This is a genomic window from Variovorax sp. R-27 (genome assembly GCF_049913215.1).
In the GTDB taxonomy this organism is placed as follows: Bacteria; Pseudomonadota; Gammaproteobacteria; order Burkholderiales; family Burkholderiaceae_C; genus Variovorax.
Genome location: NZ_CP183984.1, coordinates 3,318,192 through 3,338,641, shown reverse-complemented (window position 1 = coordinate 3,338,641; position 20,450 = coordinate 3,318,192). Strand labels below are relative to the sequence as shown.

Here is a 20,450-nt window from a genome sequence, read left to right as displayed (position 1 = left end):
CTCAGGCGACCGCAGTGTTGTCAGGCCACCGACCCAGCACCTCGTGCGCGCCTTCGCCGACGTGACTGTCGATCAGAACGAGCGACCCGGCAGTCCACCGGACTGGCGCTTCGAGCGCGTGCTTCTCGAGCTTGCGCCGCGCGTAGGCGACGGTCATGTGCGGCGTGAATGAGCGCGAGGGTTTCAGGCCGGCATCGGCCAGTGCCTCGCCCAGACGCTGCCTGAAAGCCCGCAGGGCTGAGACGCTCTCCTCATCGTCGGCGCACAGCACCAGCGCGCCTTTCGCGTAGCTCATGGATTTCTCGAAAACGACATCGAATGCCGGCACAGGCACCGAGGCAGCAGCGTTCGAAGCCTGCGCCACCTTGTCGGCCGGCACCTGCGCGTAGTCGCCGAGATCGAACAGCGTGACATGCAGGCGATGCGCCTCGACCAGCGTTCCCTTCAGGGCGTGTTGCGAATTCATGCGCTCGCCGAGCGCGGCGATCATCGCGGCGTCTTGCATGTCGGGGAGCAGTGCGAAAAAGAGTGCGTGCGGCAGTGGTTCCTTGCGAAGCACCTTGCTTCGTGGACGCGGCAGGGGCCGCGGCGGGGGATCGATTCCGGGAAGAAAAAGCTGTTCTGGCATTGCTCCGATCATCGCGCATCGAGAGTGCGCTTCATGAGCCCTTCAGCAAGCACAAAGCTCTTCTTCAGATTGGAATTTGAGAATCGTCGCACGCCGGTGACCGGGTCAAACAGCCGGTCACGCGTCGCACAAATCTCAACAGCTCCAACCAGGAATTTCATCTTGAAGCATTCGCTTGCCTGCTCTGCCCTCGCCGCACTTTTGCTCGGCACCACTGCCATCGGCGCGCACGCCGCCGCTCCGAACGCAGATACCGGACTCTATGTAGGCGGCGCCATCGGCCGCTCGAGCTACAGCCTGCCGTCGTCCAACCGCGTGCCCGTGCCATGGGGCGGCGAGAAGAGCAGCAAGGCCGGCACGGCCTACAAGCTCTACGGCGGCTACAGGCTGACGGAAAACTTCGGTGTGGAAGCCGGCTATGCGCGCCTCGGCCGCGTAAGCCAGTGGAGCTCGGGCGGCGCCTACTCCCGCCTGCAAAGCGGCACGGGCCAGGTCTTCTACGCAGCCGCCACCGCGCGCCTGCCGCTGGGCGATTCCTTCGCCATCAACGGCCGCCTCGGTGTTTCGCGTGGACGCATTTCCGGCGACAACAACTGGGTGCCGGTCAACCAGCGCATCTCGGGCAGTTCGACCGGCGTAATGGCAGGCTTCGGCGCGGAGTACCGCGTGACGCAGAACCTTGCCATCACCGCGGACTACGACTACTTCGGCAAGCTGTCGAAGCAGGCCAAGGGCGGGATGCTGACGGTGGGTCTGAAGGCGAGCTTCTGAGCAAGAAGAGTGGCGCGCCGCCAACCCGAGAAGTCATCCTGCGGGAGGACTCGCTCCGTTACTCGGAAGGGAAATCGGGCAGTGGCCCCTCGAAAGCAATATCCGTCCACGCGCTTACAGCCTTCCAGCGCTCGGCAGCGGCATTTCTCGCCGCGTCAGCTCCAAGTGCTCCTTGGAATGCGTCCGAGCCGAGGAGGATGTGAGGCGGCAGACGATCGGCTCCAGCGACACCGACTACAACCTGCGCGACCTTTTCGGGATCGCTTGGTTCATTGCCCCAATATGCTTCCAGTTGTCGGACGGTTTCCCCAACCGAGGCTTCATAGTCCGGCAACATGGCAGGCACGCTTCCAAACGCTCGCTTACCCCAATTCGTGCGCATGCCGCCTGGTTCGAGTGCGCTCACTTTGACTCCAAACGATGCGGACTCAAGAGCGACGGTTTCGGCAAAGCCGCCTACCGCCCACTTGGAAGCAACGTAAGCAGCATTGCCGGCCAAGGCCGACCGCCCACCGATGGACGAGATCTGGATGATGTGACCACTCCGCTGTTGGCGCATCACAGGAAGGGCAGCCCGCGTGAGGTTCACGACACCAAAGAAATTGGTTTCCACAACACGGCGAAAGTCGCCCGATGAAACCTCTTCAAATGGCCGCGTTTCACCAAATCCCGCATTGTTTACGAGAACATCAAGGCGCCCAAAAGCAGAGACGGCAGCGTCTACCGCTGCGACGCCCTCTCGCTCATCGGTAACGTCGAGACGGACCGGCATTACGCGGGAACCATAAGACTTGACCAAGTCATCCAACTGGCTCACATCACGCGCAGTCGCGACGACGCGGTGGCCCGCCTCCAGCGCTTTAGCTGTGATTGCCCGGCCCAAGCCGGAGCCGCTACCCGTAACAAGCCATACCTTAGACATATTCGATCTCGTATCCATCAGTTTGTGATGGGGTCCAACTCTATGCATGGCTGCAGGTGGTCGGTAGCCTGATCCTTCCCGATCATTGCCTGATCGTCTTGCCGGGCGCGGATTTCTTGTCCGAGCAGCAGCCCGCTGGGCACAATGACTCCATGGTTCTGATGAATGACGCCCAGCTTCAGCTGGCTCGGCCCGATGAAGATTCGGAGGGCGTGTGGCTGCGCGCGCGCCTTCGCTCACATCTATTGGCGCGCTTGCCTAAAGCTGGCGACCACGTATCCGCGTTGCCCGGCCTGACTCTGTATCGCCGCGATGGCCCCACCGAACCCGCCTCGATGCTTTACGAGTCCAGCGTCGGCTTCGTCGTTCAGGGCCGCAAGCGTGTCGTCCTGGGCTCGGATGCCTATGAATATGACGCGGCCAAATTTGTCCTGACGGCGGTGGATCTACCCACGATCTCGCATGTGCTGGAGGCCAACCCCAGCCGCCCCTGCCTGTCCATGATGTTGAAGCTGGACTTTGCCTTGGTGCAGGCGATCGGAGGGGAGATCGACCTGCAAGGCATCGCCGCGACGAGCAACGCCGAATCCGGCATGACTTTCGGGCATATGACCACGGAACTGCTTGACGCTTTCGTGCGACTTTCCGCGCTTGCTGACAAACCGCAGGACATCGCGATCATGGCGCCGCTGGTGCTGCGCGAAATTACATATCGCCTGCTCATGGGGCCGTCGGGCGGTCATCTTCGTCGCATTGCCAGACAAGATCCCCGGCGCGACAAGATCCTGACTGCAATCGCTTGGCTACGCGAGCATTACGCTGAAGCGATCCGCATCGAGGATCTGGCGGAAATAGCGGCAATGGGTGTTTCGACTCTGCACCATCACTTCAGCGCCATCACGCACATGAGTCCGCTGCAATATCAAAAGCACATTCGGCTCCATGAAGCACGACGTCTGCTGTTGACCGAGGGGCTGGACGCGACCTCCGCCGCGTATCGTGTCGGCTATGAAAGCGTGACCCAGTTCAGTCGCGAGTACAGGCGGCTGTTCGGCAATCCGCCCATTCGCGACATCGCACTGCTACGCGGCGACTTGGATGAACAGCCCGGCAATCCCTGAACGATTTCGGAGTCAGTGGCGGCGATTGCCGGCGTCCCGGAGAGCCCGCTGCCACTGCTCGATTTCGTCACTCCCACTCGATCGTCGCCGGCGGCTTGCTCGAAACGTCGTACGTCACGCGATTGATGCCCCGCACTTCATTGATGATGCGGCCCGACACCTTCTTGAGCAGCGCATAAGGCAGCTCGGCCCAGTCGGCAGTCATGAAGTCGCTGGTCTGCACGGCGCGCAGTGCCACCACGTAGTCGTAGGTGCGGCCGTCGCCCATCACGCCCACGCTCTTCACGGGCAGGAACACAGTGAAGGCCTGGCTCGTGAGGTCGTACCAGGTCTTGCCCGTTTCGGCGTCGGTGAAGTTGCGCAGCTCCTCGATGAAGATCGCGTCGGCGCGGCGCAGCAGGTCGGCGTATTCCTTCTTCACTTCACCGAGGATGCGCACGCCCAGGCCCGGGCCGGGGAACGGATGGCGATACACCATCTCGGGCGGCAGGCCGAGTGCCACGCCCAGTTCGCGCACTTCGTCCTTGAACAGGTCGCGCAGCGGTTCGAGCAGCTTCAGGCCAAGCTGCTCGGGCAGGCCGCCCACGTTGTGGTGGCTCTTGATGGTGACGGCCTTCTTGCTCTTGGCGCCGCCAGACTCGATGACGTCGGGATAGATAGTGCCCTGCGCCAGGAAGGTCGCACCCTTGTGGCCACCGTCGCCCGCCTTGAGCTTGGCGGCCTCCTGCTTGAACACGGTGACGAACTCGCCGCCGATGATCTTGCGCTTGGCTTCAGGGTCGCTCACGCCGGCGAGCTTGCCGAGGAACAGGTCGCTGGCGTCGACGCGGATCACCTTTGCGTGCAGCTTGCCTTCGAACATCTCCATGACCATGTCGCCCTCGTTCAGGCGCAGCAGGCCGTGGTCGACGAACACGCAGGTCAGCTGGTCGCCGATGGCGCGGTGGATGAGCGCGGCTGCCACGCTCGAATCCACACCGCCCGAGAGGCCCAGGATGACTTCTTCGTCGCCCACCTGCTCGCGAATTTTCTCGACGGCTTCGGCGATGTGGTCGCGCATGACCCAGTCGGGCTTGGCTTCGCAGATGCCGAGCACGAAGCGCTCGATGATCGCCTTGCCCTGCACGGTGTGCGTCACTTCGGGGTGGAACTGCAGCGCGTAGTAGCGGCGCGCCTCGTCGGCCATGCCGGCGATGGGGCAACTGTCGGTGCTGGCCATGAGCTTGAAGCCCGGTGGCAGTTCGGTGACCTTGTCGCCGTGGCTCATCCACACGTTGAGCATGCCGTGGCCTTCAGGCGTGGTGAAGTCGGCAATGTCCTTCAGCAGCGCGGTGTGGCCATGGGCGCGTACGGCCGCGAAGCCGAACTCGCGCTTGTGGCCGCCCTCGACCTTGCCGCCGAGCTGGTGCGCCATGGTCTGCATGCCGTAGCAGATGCCGAGCACGGGCACGCCGAGGTCGAACACGGCCTGCGGTGCCTTGTCGGTGGTCTCTTCGTACACGCTGGCGTGGCTGCCGGAAAGGATCACGCCCTTGAGGTGGCCGTCGGCGGCGTATTCGCGTACCCATTCGTCGGTAACGTCGCAGGGGTGCACTTCGCTCAGCACGTGCGCCTCGCGCACGCGGCGTGCGATGAGCTGCGTGACTTGCGAGCCGAAGTCGAGGATGAGGATCTTGTCGTGTTGCATGGCGAAAGGACTCAGAGCGTTGAAATGTCGAACAGCTTGACGCCCGCTTGCGGCGCCGCCTGGATGAGGTGCTCGTCGAAGGTGGCGAGCGGGAGATTGAGCGACTTGGCGAGCCAGAGGTAGCCCGCGTCGTAGAGCGAGACGCCGGCATCGATGGCGACCGCGAGCACAGCCTTGTGCTGGGCCGGCGCGAGTTCATGCAGCTCGACGCGATGGCGGATGGCGTCGAGCACGCTCCACAGCCCTTCGACCGCGGACGCCGGAATGCGGCCGCTGCGTACGCCATTGGCAAGAATGTTGGCGCACTCCCACTGCCAGGCGTTGGGCGCCTGCGGCTCGACCTCGTCGCGGCGGATGGCGGCGTAGAGCTTGCGGGTGTGTTCGCTGGCCATGTCGGGCAACAGCCAGGCGGCGGTGACGGAGGCGTCCATGACGAAGGCTGTCACGATTGGCGCCCTTCGTCGAGCAAGGCGCGCAATGGCAGGCCGGGTTGGATGGTGGCGTGCAGCGCGTCGATCTGGCCGAGTTCGCGCTCGATCTGCTCGTCGGTGATAACCGGCTTGCGGCGCACCGGCAGCATGCGCACGACTTCCTTGCCGTGGCGGGTGATGCGAACCTCCTCGCCCTTTTCGACCGAGTCGATCAGGGCCGAGAAGTTGTTCTTGGCTTCAGCGATACCGATGGATTGCATTTGGGCCAGAAAATTTGAATCTGGCCCAAATTCTAAACCCATTCTGGCCTGACTTTCAAGGTCTGGCCAGAATGGGCTTCGGGCCGGCGCCGGGCCGTCCCAAGGCGGCCTGCGGCCCCCTCGGGGGACAGCGACCCACACGCAGGGGGGAGCGTGGGGGCCAGACTACTCAGCGCGGTAGTTCGGCGCTTCCTTCGTGATCTGCACGTCGTGGACGTGGCTCTCACGGATGCCGGCCGTGGTGATCTCGACGAACTCGGCCTTGTTCTGCATGTCCTCGATGGTCGCGCAGCCGCAGTAGCCCATGCTGGCGCGCACGCCGCCGGCCATCTGGTAGACGATGGAGACGATCGAGCCCTTGTAGGGCACGCGGCCTTCGATGCCTTCGGGCACCAGCTTGTCGGTGTTGGGGTTGCCGGTGGTCGATTCCTGGAAGTACCGGTCGGCACTGCCCTGCTGCATCGCGCCGATGGAGCCCATGCCGCGGTAGCTCTTGTAGCTGCGGCCCTGGTACAGCACGATTTCGCCCGGTGCCTCTTCGGTGCCGGCGAACATGCTGCCCATCATGACGGTGCTCGCGCCGGCCGCGATGGCCTTGGCGATGTCGCCCGAGTAGCGCACACCGCCGTCGGAGATCAGCGGAATGCCCGTGCCCTGCAGCGCGGTGGCGACGCTGTCGACCGCCATGATCTGCGGCACGCCCACGCCGGCCACGATGCGGGTGGTGCAGATGGAGCCCGGGCCGATGCCGACCTTGACCGCGTCGGCGCCGGCGTCGGCCAGCGCGCGCGCGGCGTCGCCGGTGGCGATGTTGCCGCCGATGACTTCGACCTGCGGGTAGTTTTTCTTGACCCAGCGCACGCGCTCGATCACGCCAAAACTGTGGCCGTGGGCGGTGTCGACCACGATGGCGTCGACGCCGGCCTTCACCAGGGCTTCGACGCGCTCTTCGGTGCCATCGCCCACGCCGACCGCAGCGCCCACGCGCAGGCGGCCGTTGGCGTCGCGTGCTGCATTGGGGAAGCTGGTCTGCTTGGTGATGTCCTTGACGGTGATGAGGCCCTTGAGCTCCCAGTCGCCGTTGATGACGAGCAGCCGCTCGAGCTTGTACTTGTTGAGCAATGCCTTGGCTTCGGCCAGCGTGGTGCCGTCGGGCACGGTGATGAGCTTCTCGCGCTGGGTCATGATTTCGCTGACCGGCACGTCATAGCGGTTCTCGAAGCGCAGGTCGCGCCCCGTCACGATGCCAACGACCTTGCCGCCGTCAACCACCGGGAAGCCCGAGATGCCGAGCTGGTCTGACAGCGCCATCACCTGGCGCACCGAGTGCGTCGGGGTGATCACCACCGGGTCGCGCAGAACGCCCGACTCGTAGCGCTTCACGCGGGCCACTTCGGCGGCCTGCTGTTGCGCGGTGAGGTTCTTGTGAACGATCCCGATGCCGCCCTCTTGCGCGATGGCGATCGCCAGGCGGGCTTCGGTCACGGTGTCCATGGCCGCCGAGACGAGCGGCAGGTTCAGCGTGATGTTGCGGGAGAGTTTGGTGGCGAGGGAGGTGTCCTTGGGCAGGACCTGGGAGAACGCTGGCACCAACAACACGTCGTCGAAGGTGAGCGCTTTGCCGAGAAGGCGCATGGGTGAAGCTCCAAAAGACGGATTGTAACGAGGCGCCCGGCCTGTTCGCCGGCCCGGGCTTTTCATGGGCGTTGCAAAACTACCTAAGCGGGATGTTGCAAAAAGTAAGGCCCGGCTAAACTTCGGGGATGAAATTCGTGCACTGGCTGGTACTGGGATGTGTCGTTGCGCTGCCGCTTTCGGCAAGCGCGCAATGGCAATGGCTCGACAAGAACGGCAAGAAGGTCTTCAGCGATCAGGCGCCACCGCCCGATGTGCCCGAGAAGAACATCCTGCGCCGCGTGGGCCCGCCGCCAGCGGCGCGCTCCACTGCGAACCCCAACGTCGATGCGCCGCCCGCTGAAGGTACGCCGGCCGAGGCAACTGCACCGGCCAAGACGGCGGGCACGCCGAAGCCGACTGGTGTCGACAAGGAGCTCGAGGAAAAGACCAAGAAGGCCGAGGCCGAAGCAAAGGCCAAGGAAGCCGCAGAAGCCGCCAAGGTCGCAAAGGCCAAGGCCGACAACTGCGCTCTCGCACGCCAGGGCAAAGCCACCGTCGACAGCGGCATGCGCATTGCCAAGGTCAATTCGCAGGGCGAGCGCGAGATCATGGACGACGCCGCGCGCGCCGCCGAGCAGAAGCGCCTTCAGACGGTCATCAACAGCGACTGCAAGTAGCCCGGCAGCTCGAGCTCAGTAGCCGGCCTTGCCGCCCTTGCGGCGATTCGCGAACAGGCCGGTTCCCTTCGAGCCCTGGCGCTGGAAGCGCTCCCGGCGCGCCACCTTGGGGTCCACTGCGAGAGGGCGGCACAGCTCGATGCGGTCGCCGTCCTTCAGGGCCTGGTCCCACTCGACCACCCTGCCCCAGATGCCCGGCGTCATCGCATGACGCCAATCCAGGTCCGGAAAACGCAGCGAAAGATCGCTGGCCCGCACGGCGTCGGCCAGTGTTGTCTCGGGCAAGAGCTGCAGCACCTGCTCGAACACCTCGCGTGCCGCGGGCGAGCAGCTCAGCGTGACCTCGATGGTCATCAGGTTGCGCCGTAGACGTGCTCGGCGCGCTTGACGAAGGCTTCGACAAGACTGGAGGCGATGGTGTCGAACACCGGTCCGACCAGCGCCTGCAGCGCGAAATTGCTGAAGCCGTAGCTCATGTGCAGCTCGACGCGGCAGGCGCGCTCGCCCTGCTCGCCCACGGGCACGAACTTCCACTTTCCGTCGAGGTTGGAGAACGGCCCGTCGACCAGCTTCAGCTGCACCTCGCGCCCCGGAACATGGGTGTTGCGGGTGGTAAAGCTCTGGTGCAAACCGGCAAAGGCCAAGCCGACTTCGGCCGTCATGCCGGCCTCGTCCTGCTCGATGATGCGGGCCTTGTCGCACCAGGGAAGAAACTGCGGATACCTCGCCACATCGGTGACGAGCGCATACATCTCTTCGGCGCTGTACCAGATGAGGACGGACTTGTTGACTGTTTTCATAGAATCGACACAGCGTGCGCGACGGATTGTATTGAAGCCATGCAGCCCCCACATTCCCGAGTCATGGCCACAAAGAAACAAGATACCTCCTCCCGCATCGCCGACAACAAGAAGGCCGCGTACAACTATTTCTTCGAAGAACGCTTCGAGGCCGGCATGGTCCTCGAAGGCTGGGAAGTCAAATCGCTGCGCGAAGGCAAGGTGCAGCTCACCGACGGCTACGTGGTGATCCGCAATGGCGAACTGTTCGTCGTGGGTTGCCAGATCAACCCGCTCAAGAGCGCATCCACCCACGTCAACCCCGATTCGGTCCGTACCAAGAAGCTGCTGCTGAAGAAGGACGAAATCCGTCGCCTGATCGGCAAAGTCGAGCAAAAGGGCTACACGCTGGTGCCGCTCAACCTGCACTGGAAGGCCGGCAAGGTGAAGTGCGAGATCGCGCTGGCAAAGGGCAAGGCCGAGCACGACAAGCGCGACACCATCAAGGACCGCGAAGGCAAGCGCGAAGTCGAGCGCGCAATGAAGAACCGCAGCCGCTGAATCTTTTTTTTGCGGGCAATGGAATAAAAGACGGGCTGCGGGCGTTTGTGCGGTTGTCACTGGACCACCGGTGTCGCCACACACAACCCAGGAGTCTTTCCATGTCGCCTTTTCGCGCATCTTCCGCCGTATTGCTGAGCGCCGTTCTCGCACTCCCCGCCTTCGCCCAGCCCAAGCCCGCCGACGGCGCGCTGGTCGGTGCGAACGGCATGACGCTCTACACCTTCGACAAGGACACGGCCGGCAACGGCAAGTCGGTCTGCAATGGCGGCTGTGCCACCAACTGGCCGCCCTTCATGGCCGCCGACAGCGACAAGCCGAGCGGCGACTTCACCATCGTCACCCGCGACGACGGCAAGAAGCAATGGGCCGCCAAGGGCTGGCCGCTGTACTACTGGGCCAAGGACACCAAGCCGGGCGACAAGACCGGTGACGGCGTCAACGGCACCTGGAAAACCGCCAAGCCCTGATCGACCGATCCACGCCCCATGGACGCCCGCCTGCTGGTCGAGCACATCCCGAGCCTGCGCCGCTATGCGCGGGCACTCACGGGTAATGCGTGGGCGGCCGACGACCTGGTGCAGGACACGCTGGAGCGCGCCTGCAGCAAATGGCGTCTGTGGGTGGTGGGCAGCGACCTGCGCGCGTGGCTCTTCACCGTCATGCACAACATCTTCGCGAGCCAGGTCCGCCGCACGCCACCACCCCATGCCGTGGTGCCGCTCGACGACCTGCCGCACGAACTGCAGGGCGGCGTCGATCCTGGTCGCGACCAGGGCACCAGCCTCGACCTGCAGCGCTGCCTGATGCAGTTGCCGGACGAACAGCGCGCCGTGCTGCTGCTGGTGACGCTCGAAGACCTGTCGTATGCCGAAGTGGCCAAGGTGCTCGACATCCCGGCCGGCACGGTGATGTCGCGCCTGTCGCGCGCCCGCGTCCGGCTGCAGGAACTGATGGACGGCGCATCGGCGCCCATTCGCCCCGGCCTGCGCCGCCTCAAATGAAACCCGCCGCACCATGAGCCGCCCCGCCCCGCCCCCTACCGACGACGAGCTGCACGCCTGGGTCGATGGCCAGTTGGCCGCCGATCGTCATGGCGCGGTCGAGGAAGCCATTGCCAGCGATCCCGCCGTGGCCGCCAAGGTCGCTGCCTGGCACACGCAGCGCGATGCCTTGCGCCGGCTGCATGGCGAACTGCTCGACGAACCGGTTCCCGCTGCCCTGATGGGCGCACTCGATCGGCATCTGCCGCGAACGGCACGGCACGTCTCCTGGCTTCGCTGGGGCGGCATGGCGGCAGGTCTGCTGATCGCCTTCGCTGCCGGCTGGCTCGGGAATGCCCAATGGTCCGCGCCGCGCGGCGGCACGCAACTGGCCAAGGTGCCGGCGGTGCGCGAATTCGTGCACGACGCCTCTGTCGCGCACGCCGTCTACGCACCCGAGAAAAGACACCCCGTCGAAGTGGCCGCCTCCGAGCAGCAGCACCTGGTCCAGTGGCTCTCCAGGCGCCTCGACAGGCCGCTGAAGGTGCCCGACCTCTCCACCCAGGGCTACACCCTGGTCGGCGGCCGCCTGCTGCCCGGGGAAACCGGCGCGCGGGCCCAGTTCATGTTCGAAGATGCGGCCGGCGAGCGCGTGACGCTCTACATCGGCACGCTGGACGCCAATGCCGCCGGGGCCACCGCCGCACGCGAAACCGCCTTCCGCTTCGCCTCCGAAGGCCCCGTGCCCAGTTTCTACTGGGTCGACCAGGGCTTCGGCTATGCCCTCGCCGGCAAGCTGCCGCGAGAAGTTCTGCTCAAACTTGCGACGCTGGCCTACCGCGATTTGTCGTAACGACCGCATAAACTGCCGGTCGCGCAATCACATTGCCTGGCTTTCCGTCACCTGGCTTGTTTTCGCGATTTTTCAACTGAAGGAGAAACTGCATGAAATTGCTCAGCGCCTCGATCCTCGCGGCGGCCCTGCTCGCCGGCTGCGGCGGCATGTCCAACAAGACCGCCAGCGCCCCCGACACGCCCACCCGCACCGCCGACGGCGTGCTGGTCGGACCAAACGGGATGACGCTGTACACCTTCACCAAGGACACCGCCGGCTCCGGCACCTCCGCCTGCAACGCCCAGTGCGCCGCCAACTGGCCCGCGCTCAGCGTGGCCGACACCGCCAAGCCCATCGGCGGCTACACCATCATCATTCGCGAAGACGGCAAGCGCCAGTGGGCCTACAAGGGCTGGCCGCTGTACTACTGGGCGAAAGATGCCAAGCCCGGTGACAAGACCGGCGACGGCGTGGCAAACGGCGCCTGGAAAGTCGCTCGTCCCTGATCCATCAAGGATCTGACGCAAGAACGCCGGCGCCTGCCGGCGTTTTCTTTTATCGGCTTTTCCCGGCGTTTCCCGGTGTAGAGGCCGCACCACCCACGGCAGAATCCCCGCATGAGCCCTGACGCCAATCCGGATGCGTTCCTCGCCCTGCTGACCCAGGGCCTGATCAGCGACGCACAGCACGACGCCGCGCGCGCCCACCCCGAAACCGCCGCCCTTCCCCCGCTCCCCAGCCCGGCCCATGCGCTAGCCTGGATGCGCGTACGCGGCCTGGTCACCGAGGAAGAACAGAACGCGGCGCTCGACAAGATCGGCGACGACGCCCCACACGTCGACGACGCGGCGGATACCGCCATCGATGCCGACGACCTCATCGAGCTGGCCGGGCAAGGCATCACGCACGAGGCAATCGAGGTGCTCTTCAGGGACAGCCTCATCGACGCCGAGACGCGCGACATGGCGCTGACGGAAACGCCGGTCGTGGGCACCGTGGCTGCGTCACCCGTGGCCACGCTGGCCTGGCTGGCAACTGAAGGCCCGCTCGAAAAGGAACGCTTCGACGCCCTGCGCACCCAGGTCGCCGCCGAGCCGGCCTTTGCCATGGCCGCCGAGCGCACGCGCATCGTGAACGAGGCACAGGCCCTGATCGAGGCCGACGAGCAGGCCGTCAAGGCATGGCAGGCCCGCGCGCAACGCAGCCGCCGCATCGGCGCGTGGAAGTTCATCCTGGCCGTGGCGGTGATCGGCGGCGGCCTCGGCTGGTATCTGTTCGCCCCGGCGAGCGTGCCCGCCTGCGACGCCGCCTCCACGCGCAAGACACTCGACAGCCTCATGCGCCGCGTGACCATGGACGTACGCATGCGCCACCTCGACCCGAACGCCGGCACTGTGATCGAAACGCCCTCCGTCGGCAGCATGCGCGAAGTCGGCTACCGCAAGCCGGAGCGCGTGCGAGGCTGCGTGGCGGTCATGACGCGGGGCGACAGCAAGGAACCCATGGCATACACCATCGGTCCCACGGAGCCGAAGAGCGACGAGATGGTGGTGCGCGGCGCGGACGTCGCCATCGTCGAGGCCCGCTTCGGGCATCTCGACTCCGATGGCAGACCGCTCTACAACGCCGAGCCCATCGGCCGCGAGGCGATGGAAAAAGCCTTCCGCGAAGGCGCGGCACCGTTGAGCGCGGCACGGTCGGCGTCGGCCATGCGCATGCGCCCGCGCACCGACTCGGGCCTGGTGCGCAAGGACCCGAACCGCTCACGAGAAATCGCCGAGATCGAGCCCACGGGCCCCTGCCGCAAGCTGGACGATGGCATGGGCCACACCTGCCCGCTGGTCATCGAATACAACGACAGCCTGCTGGGCGCCCTCTCGGGCAGCGACACCTCATTGCCCGTGACCGGAGAATTCACCTTCGTGGAAGACAACGGCAGCTGGCGTGTCAGCGACGATTTTCCGAAGACCTTCGTGCGCAAGGTGCTCGAAGCGCGGCTGAGCAGCATGGGCGTCACCGACGCGGCCATGCCGCAGTAGGCAGAAGCGCCAGTCGGTCAGTGCGCGCCCGGCACCGCCGTGTCGGCGACCGTGGTGCGCCGGCCGCGCAGCGCCAGCAGTTCGTTGAACACCAGCGCGCCGATGACCAGCACCCCGCCGGTCAGCACGCTCGCTGCAGGCTGCTCGCCCGCACCAATCCAGGCCAGCGCGATGCCGAAAATGACTTCCAGCAAGGCCAGCAACGCGACTTCAGGCGCCTTCAGCACCTGGGCGCACAACACCGACAGAACGCAGGGAATGGCGAGCTGGAACAGGCCCAGGAAGGCCAGCAGCCCGAGGTCGTGTGCGCTCGCCTGGAACGGCCATGCAAAGGGCAGCGTGAAGAGCGCCGTGAGCACCGCGCCGATGAGCACCGCGGGCACCAGATCCACCTTGTGGCCCTTCGCCTGCGCGTGCTGAACCACGGTCCAGTTGGCCGCGCCCGCCAGCGGCACGCACAGCGCGAGCAGCGTGCCGGCCAGCGATCCGCCCCCGCCCTGCATCAGTTGCGTGCCGTACATCCAGCCGATGCCCGCACCCGCGACCAGGATGGCCAGCCAGGTGCGCGCGGGCAGCTTATGGCCAATGAAGAAGCGCGCCGCCAGCGCCGTGAGCAGCGGCCCGAGCGACATGGTGACGAGCACGCTGGCCGTCGAAGCCAGCGTGAGCGCGACCATGAAGGCCGTGAACATCACGGCCCAGCACGCGCCCGAGATCCAGAGTTCGCGCCCGCCGTGGCGCAGTTGCGAGAACACGGCGCGGCCCCGCCAAAGCGGCAAGATCACCAGCAGCGCCAGCGTCGTGAAGAGGCTGCGCCAGAAGGTGATCTCGAAACTGTGCGCCTGCGCCAGGTGGCGGGTGACGACGCCCGCCGTGCCCCACATCAGGGTCACGACGACCATCAGCCAGACGGCGCCGCCGTGCGTCAGGCGCATGGCAAATCGACGGAGTCGATCAGCCTTGCGACGTATCGCGGCCCGCGCGCTTGCGCTCGTGTTCCTTCAGGTAGCGCTTGCGCAGGCGCACGCTCTTGGGCGTGATTTCGACCAGTTCGTCGTCCTCGATGAATTCCACGCCGTATTCGAGCGTGAGTTCGATCGGGGGCGTGATCTTGATCGCGTCTTCCTTGCCCGAGACGCGGAAGTTCGTCAGCTGCTTGGTGCGCGTGGCGTTCACCACCAGGTCGTTGTCGCGGCTGTGGATGCCGACGATCATGCCTTCGTACACCGGGTCGTTCGCCTTCACGAACATGCGGCCGCGGTCGTCCAGCTTGCCCAGGGCGTAGGTGAAGATTTCACCGTCGTCCATGGAGATCAGCACGCCGTTCTTGCGGCTGCCGATGTCGCCCTTGTGCGGCTCGTAGCTGTCGAAGATGTTGCTGATGAGGCCCGAGCCACGCGTCAGGTTCAGGAATTCGTTCGTGAAGCCGATCAGGCCACGCGCCGGAATGCGGTATTCGAGGCGCACGCGGCCACGGCCGTCCGGTTCCATGTTGACCAGTTCGCCCTTGCGCTCGCCCAGTGCCTGCATCACGCCGCCCTGGTGCTGGTCTTCGATGTCGGCCGTCACCAGTTCGATCGGCTCGTGCTTCTCGCCGTTGACGGTGCGGAACACCACGCGCGGCTTCGACACGGCCATTTCATAGCCTTCGCGACGCATGTTTTCCAGCAGGATGGTCAGGTGCAGTTCGCCGCGACCCATCACTTCGAAGATGCCTTCTTCGTCGGTTTCGTTCACGCGCAGCGCAACGTTGTGCTGCAGTTCTTTCTGCAGGCGGTCCCAGATCTGGCGGCTGGTGACGAACTTGCCTTCGCGGCCGGCCAGCGGGCTGGTGTTGACGCAGAAGTTCATCGTCAGGGTCGGTTCGTCGACCTTGAGCATCGGCAGCGGCGCGGGGTTCGCGGGGTCGGTCACGGTGACGCCGATACCGATGTCGGTGATGCCGTTGATCAGCACGATCTCGCCCGGGCCGGCTTCAGTGGCCTGCACGCGGTCCAGACCCTGGAAAGTCAGCACCTGGTTGACGCGGCCCTTGATGGCCTTGCCGTCCGGGCCTTCCATCACCACCACGTCCATCATCGGCTTCAGGGTGCCCTGGCTGATGCGGCCCACGCCGATGCGACCGACGAAGGTCGAGAAGTCGAGCGCGGAAATCTGCAGCTGCAGCGGCGCGGCGGGATCGCCCTTTTGCGCCGGCACGTGCTTCAGGATGGTGTTGAACAGGGCCGACATGTCGGGGCCCCACTGCTCGCCCTGCGCGCCTTCTTCCAGCGACGACCAGCCGTTGATGCCCGAGGCGTACACCACGGGGAAGTCCAGCTGTTCGTCGGTCGCGCCGAGCTTGTCGAACAGGTCGAAGGCGGCGTTGACCACCTTGTCGGGGTTGGCGCCCGGCTTGTCGACCTTGTTCACCACGAGGATGGGCTTCAGGCCGAGGGCCAGCGCCTTCTTGGTCACGAAGCGCGTCTGCGGCATCGGGCCTTCCTGCGCGTCGATCAGCAGCACCACGCCGTCGACCATCGACAGCGCGCGTTCCACTTCACCGCCGAAGTCCGCGTGGCCCGGGGTGTCGACGATGTTGATGTGCGTGCCTTCCCAGGTCACGGCGCAGTTCTTGGCCAGGATCGTGATGCCACGTTCCTTTTCGATGGCGTTGTTGTCCATCACCGTGTCGACCACTTTCTCGTGCTCGGCGAAGGTGCCGGACTGGCGCAGCAATTGGTCGACCATCGTGGTCTTGCCATGGTCCACGTGGGCAATGATGGCGATATTGCGAATTTGCTTGGTACTCATGGTGTCGCTTCGGTCTGTTGTGCGTTCAAAAGAATTTGCTGGATTTCGATGGGGTTCAGCAAGCGCCCCGGGATCAATTCGCCGGCCGTTACATGGGCTGTGCCCAGGAACGCCTGCGGGTCGGAGCCGAACACGGCCACCTCATCGGCATCGGCCCAGCCGCCACGGCGGCGCAGGCCCGAAAGAAAACGTGCCGCATCTTCCGCGCCGAGCGTGACGCGGCTGTGGCCGTCCACCAGGGCTTCGGCAGGCAGGAGTTGTGCCAGGCGCTCTTCCTCGTCCATGGCTTCGAGCGCTTCGAGCGTGATGCACTGGGCCTCGACAAAGCCGCCCGTTGCGGTCCGGCGCAGCGAGCTCAGGTGTGCACCACACCCAAGCGCCTCGCCGATGTCTTCGCCGAGTGTGCGGATGTAGGTGCCCTTGCTGACGGAGGCCAGGATGCGGATGACGTCGTCGCCGATCACGCTGAGCTCGAGCTTGTGGATCACGACGTCGCGCGGTGTCCGCTCTACTTCGACGCCTTCACGCGCGTATTCGTACAGCGCCTTGCCGTCCTTCTTGAGCGCGCTGTGCATCGGGGGCACCTGGCGGATCGGGCCGGTGAACTGCGCCTCGACGCGCGCCAGGTCTTCAGACGTGACGTGCACCGGCCGCTCGGCGATCACTTCGCCCTCGGCATCGCCCGTGGCAGTCTTGATGCCCAGGCGAGCCGTGGCCTCATAGGTCTTGTCGGCATCGAGGTGCAACTGGCTGAATTTGGTGGCCGCGCCAAAGCACAGCGGCAGGACGCCGGTGGCGAGCGGATCGAGCGTGCCGGTGTGGCCTGCTTTTTCCGCGCGCAGCAACCACTTGGCCTTTTGCAAGGCCTGGTTGCTGGAGAGTCCCAGCAGCTTGTCGAGCAACAACACCCCATGCACAGGGCGCCGCTGCACCCTTGTGCGTGGCGCGTTCATGGCTAGTCGTCTTTCGAGCGCGAAGCGACGGCTTGCGCGATGAGCGCGTTCATGTCGGCCGCACGCTCGGTGGTGCGGTCGAACAGGAAGTGCAGCGTGGGCACGGTGTGGATGTGCAGGCGCTTGAACAGGCCGTTGCGCAGGAAGCCCGCGGCCTGGTTCAGCGCTTCGGTCGTCTCGGCCACGTCGCCCGTGAGCAGGCTGAAGAAAATCTTCGCGTGCGCATAGTCGGGCGTGACCTCGACGGCCTGGATCGTGACCATGCCCACGCGCGGGTCCTTCAACTCGCGCGCGATCAGCTCCGTCAGATCGCGCTGGATCTGATCGGCGACCTTGAACGCGCGGTTGGGGGCGGCGGCTTTTCTCTTCGGCATGGACTTTCTCGCATGGAACGCTTACAGCGTCCGGGCGATTTCCTTGATCTCGAAGAATTCGAGCTGATCGCCCTCTTTGATGTCGTTGTAGTTCTTGAGCTTGATACCGCACTCAAAACCTTCGCGGACTTCGCGCACATCGTCCTTCATGCGCTTGATCGAGTCGATTTCGCCCGTGTAGACCACCACGTTGTCGCGCAGCAGGCGGAAATGCGCAGTGCGGTTGACCGAGCCCGAGGTGATGTAGGAACCTGCAACGGTACCGATCTTCGAGGCCACGAACACCGTGCGGATTTCGGCCGAGCCGATGATTTCCTCGCGGCGCTCCGGTGCCAGCATGCCCGACATCGCGACCTTGATCTCGTCCACAGCGTCGTAAATGATGCTGTAGTAGTTCAGCTGCACGCCGTTGTTCTCGGCCAGCTTGCGCGCACCGGCATCGGCACGCACGTTGAAGCCGATCACGACCGCCTTGGAGGCGATGGCGAGGTTGATGTCGCTTTCGCTGATACCACCCACGCCGGCGTACACCACCTGCACCTTGACTTCGTCCGTCGCCAGCTTGAGCAGCGATTGCGCCAGAGCTTCCTGCGAGCCCTGAACGTCGGCCTTGATGATGATGCGCAGCGTCTGCACTTCGCCCGCCGACAGGTCGGTGAACATGTTCTGCAGATTCGCAGCCTGGGCCTTCGCCAGCTTGGTGTTGCGGAACTTGCCGGCACGGTAGGTGGCGATTTCGCGCGCACGGCGCTCGTCGCTCATCACCATGAACTCGTCGCCCGCTTGCGGCACTTCGGTCAGACCCTGGATTTCGACCGGGATCGACGGGCCTGCGGTCTTGGTCGACTTGCCGTCTTCGTCCAGCATGGCACGCACGCGGCCATAGGTCGAGCCGGCCAGCACCACGTCGCCGGTCTTGAGCGTACCGGACTGAACCAGCACGGTAGCAACCGGGCCGCGGCCCTTGTCGAGCTGGGCTTCGATGACCAGGCCCTTGGCGGCGGCATCCACCGGCGCCTTGAGTTCCAGCACTTCGGCCTGCAGCAGCACCTGTTCGAGCAGGTCGTCGATGCCTTGGCCCGTCTTCGCGGACACCGGCACGAACGGCACGTCGCCGCCGTACTCTTCGGGCACGACCTCTTCGGCCACCAGTTCCTGCTTCACGCGGTCCAGGTTGGCGTCGGGCTTGTCCACCTTGTTGATGGCAACCACGATCGGCACACCAGCCGCCTTCGCGTGCTTGATGGCTTCCTTGGTCTGGGGCATGACGCCGTCGTCGGCCGCCACCACCAGGATCACGATGTCGGTAGCTTGCGCACCGCGGGCACGCATGGCCGTGAAGGCCTCGTGACCCGGGGTGTCGAGGAACGACACCATGCCGCGATCGGTTTCCACGTGGTAGGCGCCGATGTGCTGCGTGATGCCGCCGGCTTCGCCCGCAGCGACCTTGGCGCGGCGGATGTAGTCGAGCAGCGAGGTCTTGCCGTGGTCGACGTGACCCATGACGGTCACGACCGGCGCGCGCGGCAAGGCTTCGGCGGTTTGCGCCGACACGTCCTCGTCGGTGAAGGCTTCCGGGTCGTCAAGCGCGGCAACCACCGCGTTGTGGCCCATTTCCTCCACCAGGATCATTGCGGTGTCCTGGTCGAGCGACTGGTTGATGGTCGCCATCTGGCCGAGCTTCATCAGTTGCTTGATGACCTCTTGCGCCTTGACGGCCATCTTGTGCGCGAGCTCGGACACCGTGATGGTTTCGGGCACATGCACTTCGAGAATGCGCGCCTCGACCGGTGCGGCCGGCGCATGTTGCTCGTCGTGACCGCCGCGGTCGTTGCCACGGCGACCGCGCGGGCCTCCGCGCCAGTTGCCGCGACCGACACCACCGCTGGCATCGCCGCGGGTCTTGATTTCCTTCTTCTTGGCAGGATCGCCAGCCCAGCTCGACGAGAGCTTGGCGGACTTGACTTCCTTGCCTGCGGCACCGGCAGCGCCGGGTGCAGCTGCTGCAGCGCCGGGAGCGGCAGGTGCGCCGGCACGCGCTGCGGGCGCGGTCGGCTTGTGCAGCGTGCCCTTGACCGCGGCCTTCTCGGGCTGCGGCTTCTCGGGTGCCTTGTGCGGCACCAGCACGCGGGCCGGTGCGTTCATCATGGCGCGGATGGCTTCGGCTTCGGCCAGGGCCTTGCGGCGACGCTCGTCGAGATCCTTGGCGCGCGCGGCTTCTTCGTCGGCGCGGGCCTTCGATTCGGCGGCGGCCTTGGCCTTCGCGTCTTCCTTGGCCTGCGTCGCAGCAGTTTGCGCGGCGAGCTTGGTATCGGCAGCCTTCTGCTCTGCAGCAGCGGCGGCGGCCGTCACGGCGGGCGCGGGGGCAGCCGCCGGCTTGGTGGCCGTGGTGCTGTCCTTTGCGCTCGCGGCGGCAGCAGCTGCTGCGGCAGCGGCCTTCTTCTCGGCGGTTTCGGCGGCGACGCGTGCGGCTTCCTGCTCGGCCTTTTCAGCCTTTTCGGCCTGCTCGCGTTCGCGGGCTTCGGCTTCTTCGCGCAGGCGGCGCTTCTCAGCCAGCTCTTCTTCCTGGCGGCGGATCAGCTCGGCCTGGCGGCGCGCTTCTTCCTCGCGGCGGGCCAGTTCGGCTTCGTCGATGCGGGGAGCGGCGGGCGCGGCGGCAGGTGCCTCGGCCACTTGCTGCGCCGTCTCGGGCGTGGCGGGATGGCCGTCTTCTCGCTGGATGAAGGTGCGCTTCTTGCGCACCTCGACCTGGATGGTGCGGGCGCGGCCGGTGGCGTCGGCCTGCTTGATCTCGCTGGTCGACTTCTTGGTCAGCGTGATCTTCTTGCGCTCGGGCTCGACGGTGCCGTGGCTGGCCTTCAGGTGGCCGAGCAGGCGCTGCTTGTCAGCCTCGGTGAGCGCATCGGTGGCGGCCGCTTTGGGCACACCTGCGCTCTTGAGCTGGTCAAGCAAGGTTTCGGGAGTCTTCTTGAGCTCGTTCGCGAACTCGGCGACAGTGGTACTGGACATATTGGTTTCG

23 protein-coding genes are annotated in these 20,450 nt (G+C 65.4%); 9 read left to right on the top strand and 14 right to left on the bottom strand.

Annotated features, from left to right (window positions below; all coding sequences use genetic code 11):
- Position 1 precedes the first annotated feature (1 nt).
- Together ACN9MV_RS15575 and ACN9MV_RS15570 are read right to left on the bottom strand one after the other, a co-directional pair.
- Positions 2 to 505, bottom strand: coding sequence for a 2'-5' RNA ligase family protein (locus tag ACN9MV_RS15575; RefSeq protein WP_426393008.1), 504 nt, complete (start codon positions 503 to 505; stop codon positions 2 to 4).
- A gap of 131 nt (positions 506 to 636) precedes the next feature.
- Positions 637 to 789, bottom strand: coding sequence for a hypothetical protein (locus ACN9MV_RS15570; protein ID WP_307614119.1), 153 nt, complete (start codon positions 787 to 789; stop codon positions 637 to 639).
- A gap of 1 nt (position 790) precedes the next feature.
- Between ACN9MV_RS15570 and ACN9MV_RS15565 the strand changes: the two genes are divergently transcribed.
- Positions 791 to 1,399, top strand: a complete 609-nt coding sequence (locus ACN9MV_RS15565; protein ID WP_176928782.1) for a porin family protein — start codon at positions 791 to 793, stop codon at positions 1,397 to 1,399.
- A 58-nt stretch (positions 1,400 to 1,457) separates the two neighbouring features.
- On the opposite strand, the gene ACN9MV_RS15560 is transcribed toward ACN9MV_RS15565, so the two are convergent.
- Complete coding sequence (locus ACN9MV_RS15560) at positions 1,458 to 2,321, bottom strand: SDR family NAD(P)-dependent oxidoreductase (RefSeq protein ID WP_426393006.1); 864 nt, start codon at positions 2,319 to 2,321, stop codon at positions 1,458 to 1,460.
- 56 nt (positions 2,322 to 2,377) lie between these two features.
- Between ACN9MV_RS15560 and ACN9MV_RS15555 the strand changes: the two genes are divergently transcribed.
- Positions 2,378 to 3,442: an AraC family transcriptional regulator N-terminal domain-containing protein gene (locus ACN9MV_RS15555; protein ID WP_426393005.1), complete on the top strand. Its 1,065-nt coding sequence runs from the start codon at positions 2,378 to 2,380 to the stop codon at positions 3,440 to 3,442.
- A gap of 67 nt (positions 3,443 to 3,509) precedes the next feature.
- On the opposite strand, the gene guaA is transcribed toward ACN9MV_RS15555, so the two are convergent.
- The 4 genes from guaA to guaB all read right to left on the bottom strand — a co-directional run bounded on the left by guaA (position 3,510) and on the right by guaB (position 7,455).
- Positions 3,510 to 5,129, bottom strand: a complete 1,620-nt coding sequence (gene guaA, locus ACN9MV_RS15550; protein WP_307614115.1) for a glutamine-hydrolyzing GMP synthase — start codon at positions 5,127 to 5,129, stop codon at positions 3,510 to 3,512.
- 11 nt (positions 5,130 to 5,140) lie between these two features.
- On the bottom strand, positions 5,141 to 5,560 hold the full coding sequence (locus ACN9MV_RS15545) for a type II toxin-antitoxin system VapC family toxin (protein WP_093054789.1): 420 nt from the start codon (positions 5,558 to 5,560) through the stop codon (positions 5,141 to 5,143).
- An 11-nt stretch (positions 5,561 to 5,571) separates the two neighbouring features.
- Positions 5,572 to 5,820: a type II toxin-antitoxin system Phd/YefM family antitoxin gene (locus tag ACN9MV_RS15540; RefSeq protein ID WP_093054788.1), complete on the bottom strand. Its 249-nt coding sequence runs from the start codon at positions 5,818 to 5,820 to the stop codon at positions 5,572 to 5,574.
- Positions 5,821 to 5,985: 165 nt separating this feature from the next.
- Entirely contained in the window at positions 5,986 to 7,455 is a 1,470-nt protein-coding gene (gene guaB / locus ACN9MV_RS15535) for an IMP dehydrogenase (protein ID WP_093054786.1), read from the bottom strand.
- 128 nt (positions 7,456 to 7,583) lie between these two features.
- On the opposite strand from guaB, the gene ACN9MV_RS15530 reads away from it, so the two are divergent.
- Entirely contained in the window at positions 7,584 to 8,114 is a 531-nt protein-coding gene (locus ACN9MV_RS15530; protein ID WP_093074568.1) for a DUF4124 domain-containing protein, read from the top strand.
- 15 nt (positions 8,115 to 8,129) lie between these two features.
- Here ACN9MV_RS15530 and ACN9MV_RS15525 read toward each other — a convergent pair whose 3' ends face one another.
- Together ACN9MV_RS15525 and ACN9MV_RS15520 are read right to left on the bottom strand one after the other, a co-directional pair.
- On the bottom strand, positions 8,130 to 8,468 hold the full coding sequence (locus tag ACN9MV_RS15525; protein ID WP_426393002.1) for an RnfH family protein: 339 nt from the start codon (positions 8,466 to 8,468) through the stop codon (positions 8,130 to 8,132).
- The gene (locus ACN9MV_RS15520; RefSeq protein WP_258355058.1) at positions 8,468 to 8,914 is read right to left on the bottom strand and encodes a type II toxin-antitoxin system RatA family toxin; all 447 of its coding nucleotides are present in this window, start codon (positions 8,912 to 8,914) and stop codon (positions 8,468 to 8,470) included. Before ACN9MV_RS15520 ends, ACN9MV_RS15525 begins: the two co-directional genes overlap by 1 nt.
- 63 nt (positions 8,915 to 8,977) lie before the next feature.
- Here ACN9MV_RS15520 and smpB point away from each other — a divergent pair, with 63 nt between their 5' ends.
- From smpB to ACN9MV_RS15490, 6 genes are all read left to right on the top strand, one after another.
- Positions 8,978 to 9,454 carry an SsrA-binding protein SmpB gene (smpB, locus tag ACN9MV_RS15515; protein ID WP_007832247.1) on the top strand — a complete coding sequence of 159 codons (477 nt, stop codon included), beginning with the start codon at positions 8,978 to 8,980 and terminating at the stop codon, positions 9,452 to 9,454.
- 101 nt (positions 9,455 to 9,555) lie between these two features.
- Entirely contained in the window at positions 9,556 to 9,924 is a 369-nt protein-coding gene (locus tag ACN9MV_RS15510; protein ID WP_093054778.1) for a COG4315 family predicted lipoprotein, read from the top strand.
- Between the two features lie 18 nt (positions 9,925 to 9,942).
- A complete protein-coding gene (locus tag ACN9MV_RS15505; protein WP_426393000.1) occupies positions 9,943 to 10,458 on the top strand; it encodes an RNA polymerase sigma factor in 516 nt (171 codons plus the stop codon).
- 13 nt (positions 10,459 to 10,471) lie between these two features.
- Complete coding sequence (locus ACN9MV_RS15500) at positions 10,472 to 11,290, top strand: anti-sigma factor family protein (RefSeq protein WP_307614112.1); 819 nt, start codon at positions 10,472 to 10,474, stop codon at positions 11,288 to 11,290.
- A gap of 92 nt (positions 11,291 to 11,382) precedes the next feature.
- Complete coding sequence (locus ACN9MV_RS15495; RefSeq protein ID WP_258355062.1) at positions 11,383 to 11,778, top strand: COG4315 family predicted lipoprotein; 396 nt, start codon at positions 11,383 to 11,385, stop codon at positions 11,776 to 11,778.
- Between the two features lie 111 nt (positions 11,779 to 11,889).
- Complete coding sequence (locus tag ACN9MV_RS15490) at positions 11,890 to 13,311, top strand: hypothetical protein (RefSeq protein WP_426392998.1); 1,422 nt, start codon at positions 11,890 to 11,892, stop codon at positions 13,309 to 13,311.
- A gap of 17 nt (positions 13,312 to 13,328) precedes the next feature.
- On the opposite strand, the gene ACN9MV_RS15485 is transcribed toward ACN9MV_RS15490, so the two are convergent.
- Genes ACN9MV_RS15485 through infB form a run of 5 tightly spaced genes read right to left on the bottom strand, consistent with a single transcriptional unit; the run spans position 13,329 to position 20,440 of the window.
- Positions 13,329 to 14,246, bottom strand: coding sequence for a DMT family transporter (locus ACN9MV_RS15485; RefSeq protein ID WP_426392996.1), 918 nt, complete (start codon positions 14,244 to 14,246; stop codon positions 13,329 to 13,331).
- 19 nt (positions 14,247 to 14,265) lie between these two features.
- A complete protein-coding gene (typA, locus tag ACN9MV_RS15480; RefSeq protein ID WP_093054766.1) occupies positions 14,266 to 16,104 on the bottom strand; it encodes a translational GTPase TypA in 1,839 nt (612 codons plus the stop codon).
- Positions 16,101 to 17,057 carry a tRNA pseudouridine(55) synthase TruB gene (gene truB / locus ACN9MV_RS15475; RefSeq protein ID WP_426392993.1) on the bottom strand — a complete coding sequence of 319 codons (957 nt, stop codon included), beginning with the start codon at positions 17,055 to 17,057 and terminating at the stop codon, positions 16,101 to 16,103. Before truB ends, typA begins: the two co-directional genes overlap by 4 nt.
- A gap of 2 nt (positions 17,058 to 17,059) precedes the next feature.
- Complete coding sequence (rbfA, locus tag ACN9MV_RS15470; protein WP_062479819.1) at positions 17,060 to 17,431, bottom strand: 30S ribosome-binding factor RbfA; 372 nt, start codon at positions 17,429 to 17,431, stop codon at positions 17,060 to 17,062.
- 21 nt (positions 17,432 to 17,452) lie between these two features.
- Complete coding sequence (infB, locus tag ACN9MV_RS15465; RefSeq protein ID WP_093054762.1) at positions 17,453 to 20,440, bottom strand: translation initiation factor IF-2; 2,988 nt, start codon at positions 20,438 to 20,440, stop codon at positions 17,453 to 17,455.
- Positions 20,441 to 20,450 lie beyond the last annotated feature (10 nt).

Excerpts from the sequence above, each read along its gene's own strand:
- ACN9MV_RS15575 (WP_426393008.1), bottom strand. The coding sequence starts at position 505 with ATGCAAGACGCCGCGATGATCGCCGCGCTCGGCGAGCGCATGAATTCG.
- ACN9MV_RS15570 (WP_307614119.1), bottom strand. The coding sequence starts at position 789 with ATGAAATTCCTGGTTGGAGCTGTTGAGATTTGTGCGACGCGTGACCGG.
- ACN9MV_RS15560 (WP_426393006.1), bottom strand. The coding sequence starts at position 2,321 with ATGTCTAAGGTATGGCTTGTTACGGGTAGCGGCTCCGGCTTGGGCCGG.
- guaA (WP_307614115.1), bottom strand. The coding sequence starts at position 5,129 with ATGCAACACGACAAGATCCTCATCCTCGACTTCGGCTCGCAAGTCACG.
- ACN9MV_RS15545 (WP_093054789.1), bottom strand. The coding sequence starts at position 5,560 with ATGGACGCCTCCGTCACCGCCGCCTGGCTGTTGCCCGACATGGCCAGC.
- ACN9MV_RS15540 (WP_093054788.1), bottom strand. The coding sequence starts at position 5,820 with ATGCAATCCATCGGTATCGCTGAAGCCAAGAACAACTTCTCGGCCCTG.
- guaB (WP_093054786.1), bottom strand. The coding sequence starts at position 7,455 with ATGCGCCTTCTCGGCAAAGCGCTCACCTTCGACGACGTGTTGTTGGTG.
- ACN9MV_RS15530 (WP_093074568.1), top strand. The coding sequence starts at position 7,584 with ATGAAATTCGTGCACTGGCTGGTACTGGGATGTGTCGTTGCGCTGCCG.
- ACN9MV_RS15525 (WP_426393002.1), bottom strand. The coding sequence starts at position 8,468 with ATGACCATCGAGGTCACGCTGAGCTGCTCGCCCGCGGCACGCGAGGTG.
- ACN9MV_RS15520 (WP_258355058.1), bottom strand. The coding sequence starts at position 8,914 with ATGAAAACAGTCAACAAGTCCGTCCTCATCTGGTACAGCGCCGAAGAG.
- smpB (WP_007832247.1), top strand. The coding sequence starts at position 8,978 with ATGGCCACAAAGAAACAAGATACCTCCTCCCGCATCGCCGACAACAAG.
- ACN9MV_RS15510 (WP_093054778.1), top strand. The coding sequence starts at position 9,556 with ATGTCGCCTTTTCGCGCATCTTCCGCCGTATTGCTGAGCGCCGTTCTC.
- ACN9MV_RS15505 (WP_426393000.1), top strand. The coding sequence starts at position 9,943 with ATGGACGCCCGCCTGCTGGTCGAGCACATCCCGAGCCTGCGCCGCTAT.
- ACN9MV_RS15500 (WP_307614112.1), top strand. The coding sequence starts at position 10,472 with ATGAGCCGCCCCGCCCCGCCCCCTACCGACGACGAGCTGCACGCCTGG.
- ACN9MV_RS15495 (WP_258355062.1), top strand. The coding sequence starts at position 11,383 with ATGAAATTGCTCAGCGCCTCGATCCTCGCGGCGGCCCTGCTCGCCGGC.
- ACN9MV_RS15490 (WP_426392998.1), top strand. The coding sequence starts at position 11,890 with ATGAGCCCTGACGCCAATCCGGATGCGTTCCTCGCCCTGCTGACCCAG.
- ACN9MV_RS15485 (WP_426392996.1), bottom strand. The coding sequence starts at position 14,246 with ATGCGCCTGACGCACGGCGGCGCCGTCTGGCTGATGGTCGTCGTGACC.
- typA (WP_093054766.1), bottom strand. The coding sequence starts at position 16,104 with ATGAGTACCAAGCAAATTCGCAATATCGCCATCATTGCCCACGTGGAC.
- truB (WP_426392993.1), bottom strand. The coding sequence starts at position 17,057 with ATGAACGCGCCACGCACAAGGGTGCAGCGGCGCCCTGTGCATGGGGTG.
- rbfA (WP_062479819.1), bottom strand. The coding sequence starts at position 17,431 with ATGCCGAAGAGAAAAGCCGCCGCCCCCAACCGCGCGTTCAAGGTCGCC.
- infB (WP_093054762.1), bottom strand. The coding sequence starts at position 20,440 with ATGTCCAGTACCACTGTCGCCGAGTTCGCGAACGAGCTCAAGAAGACT.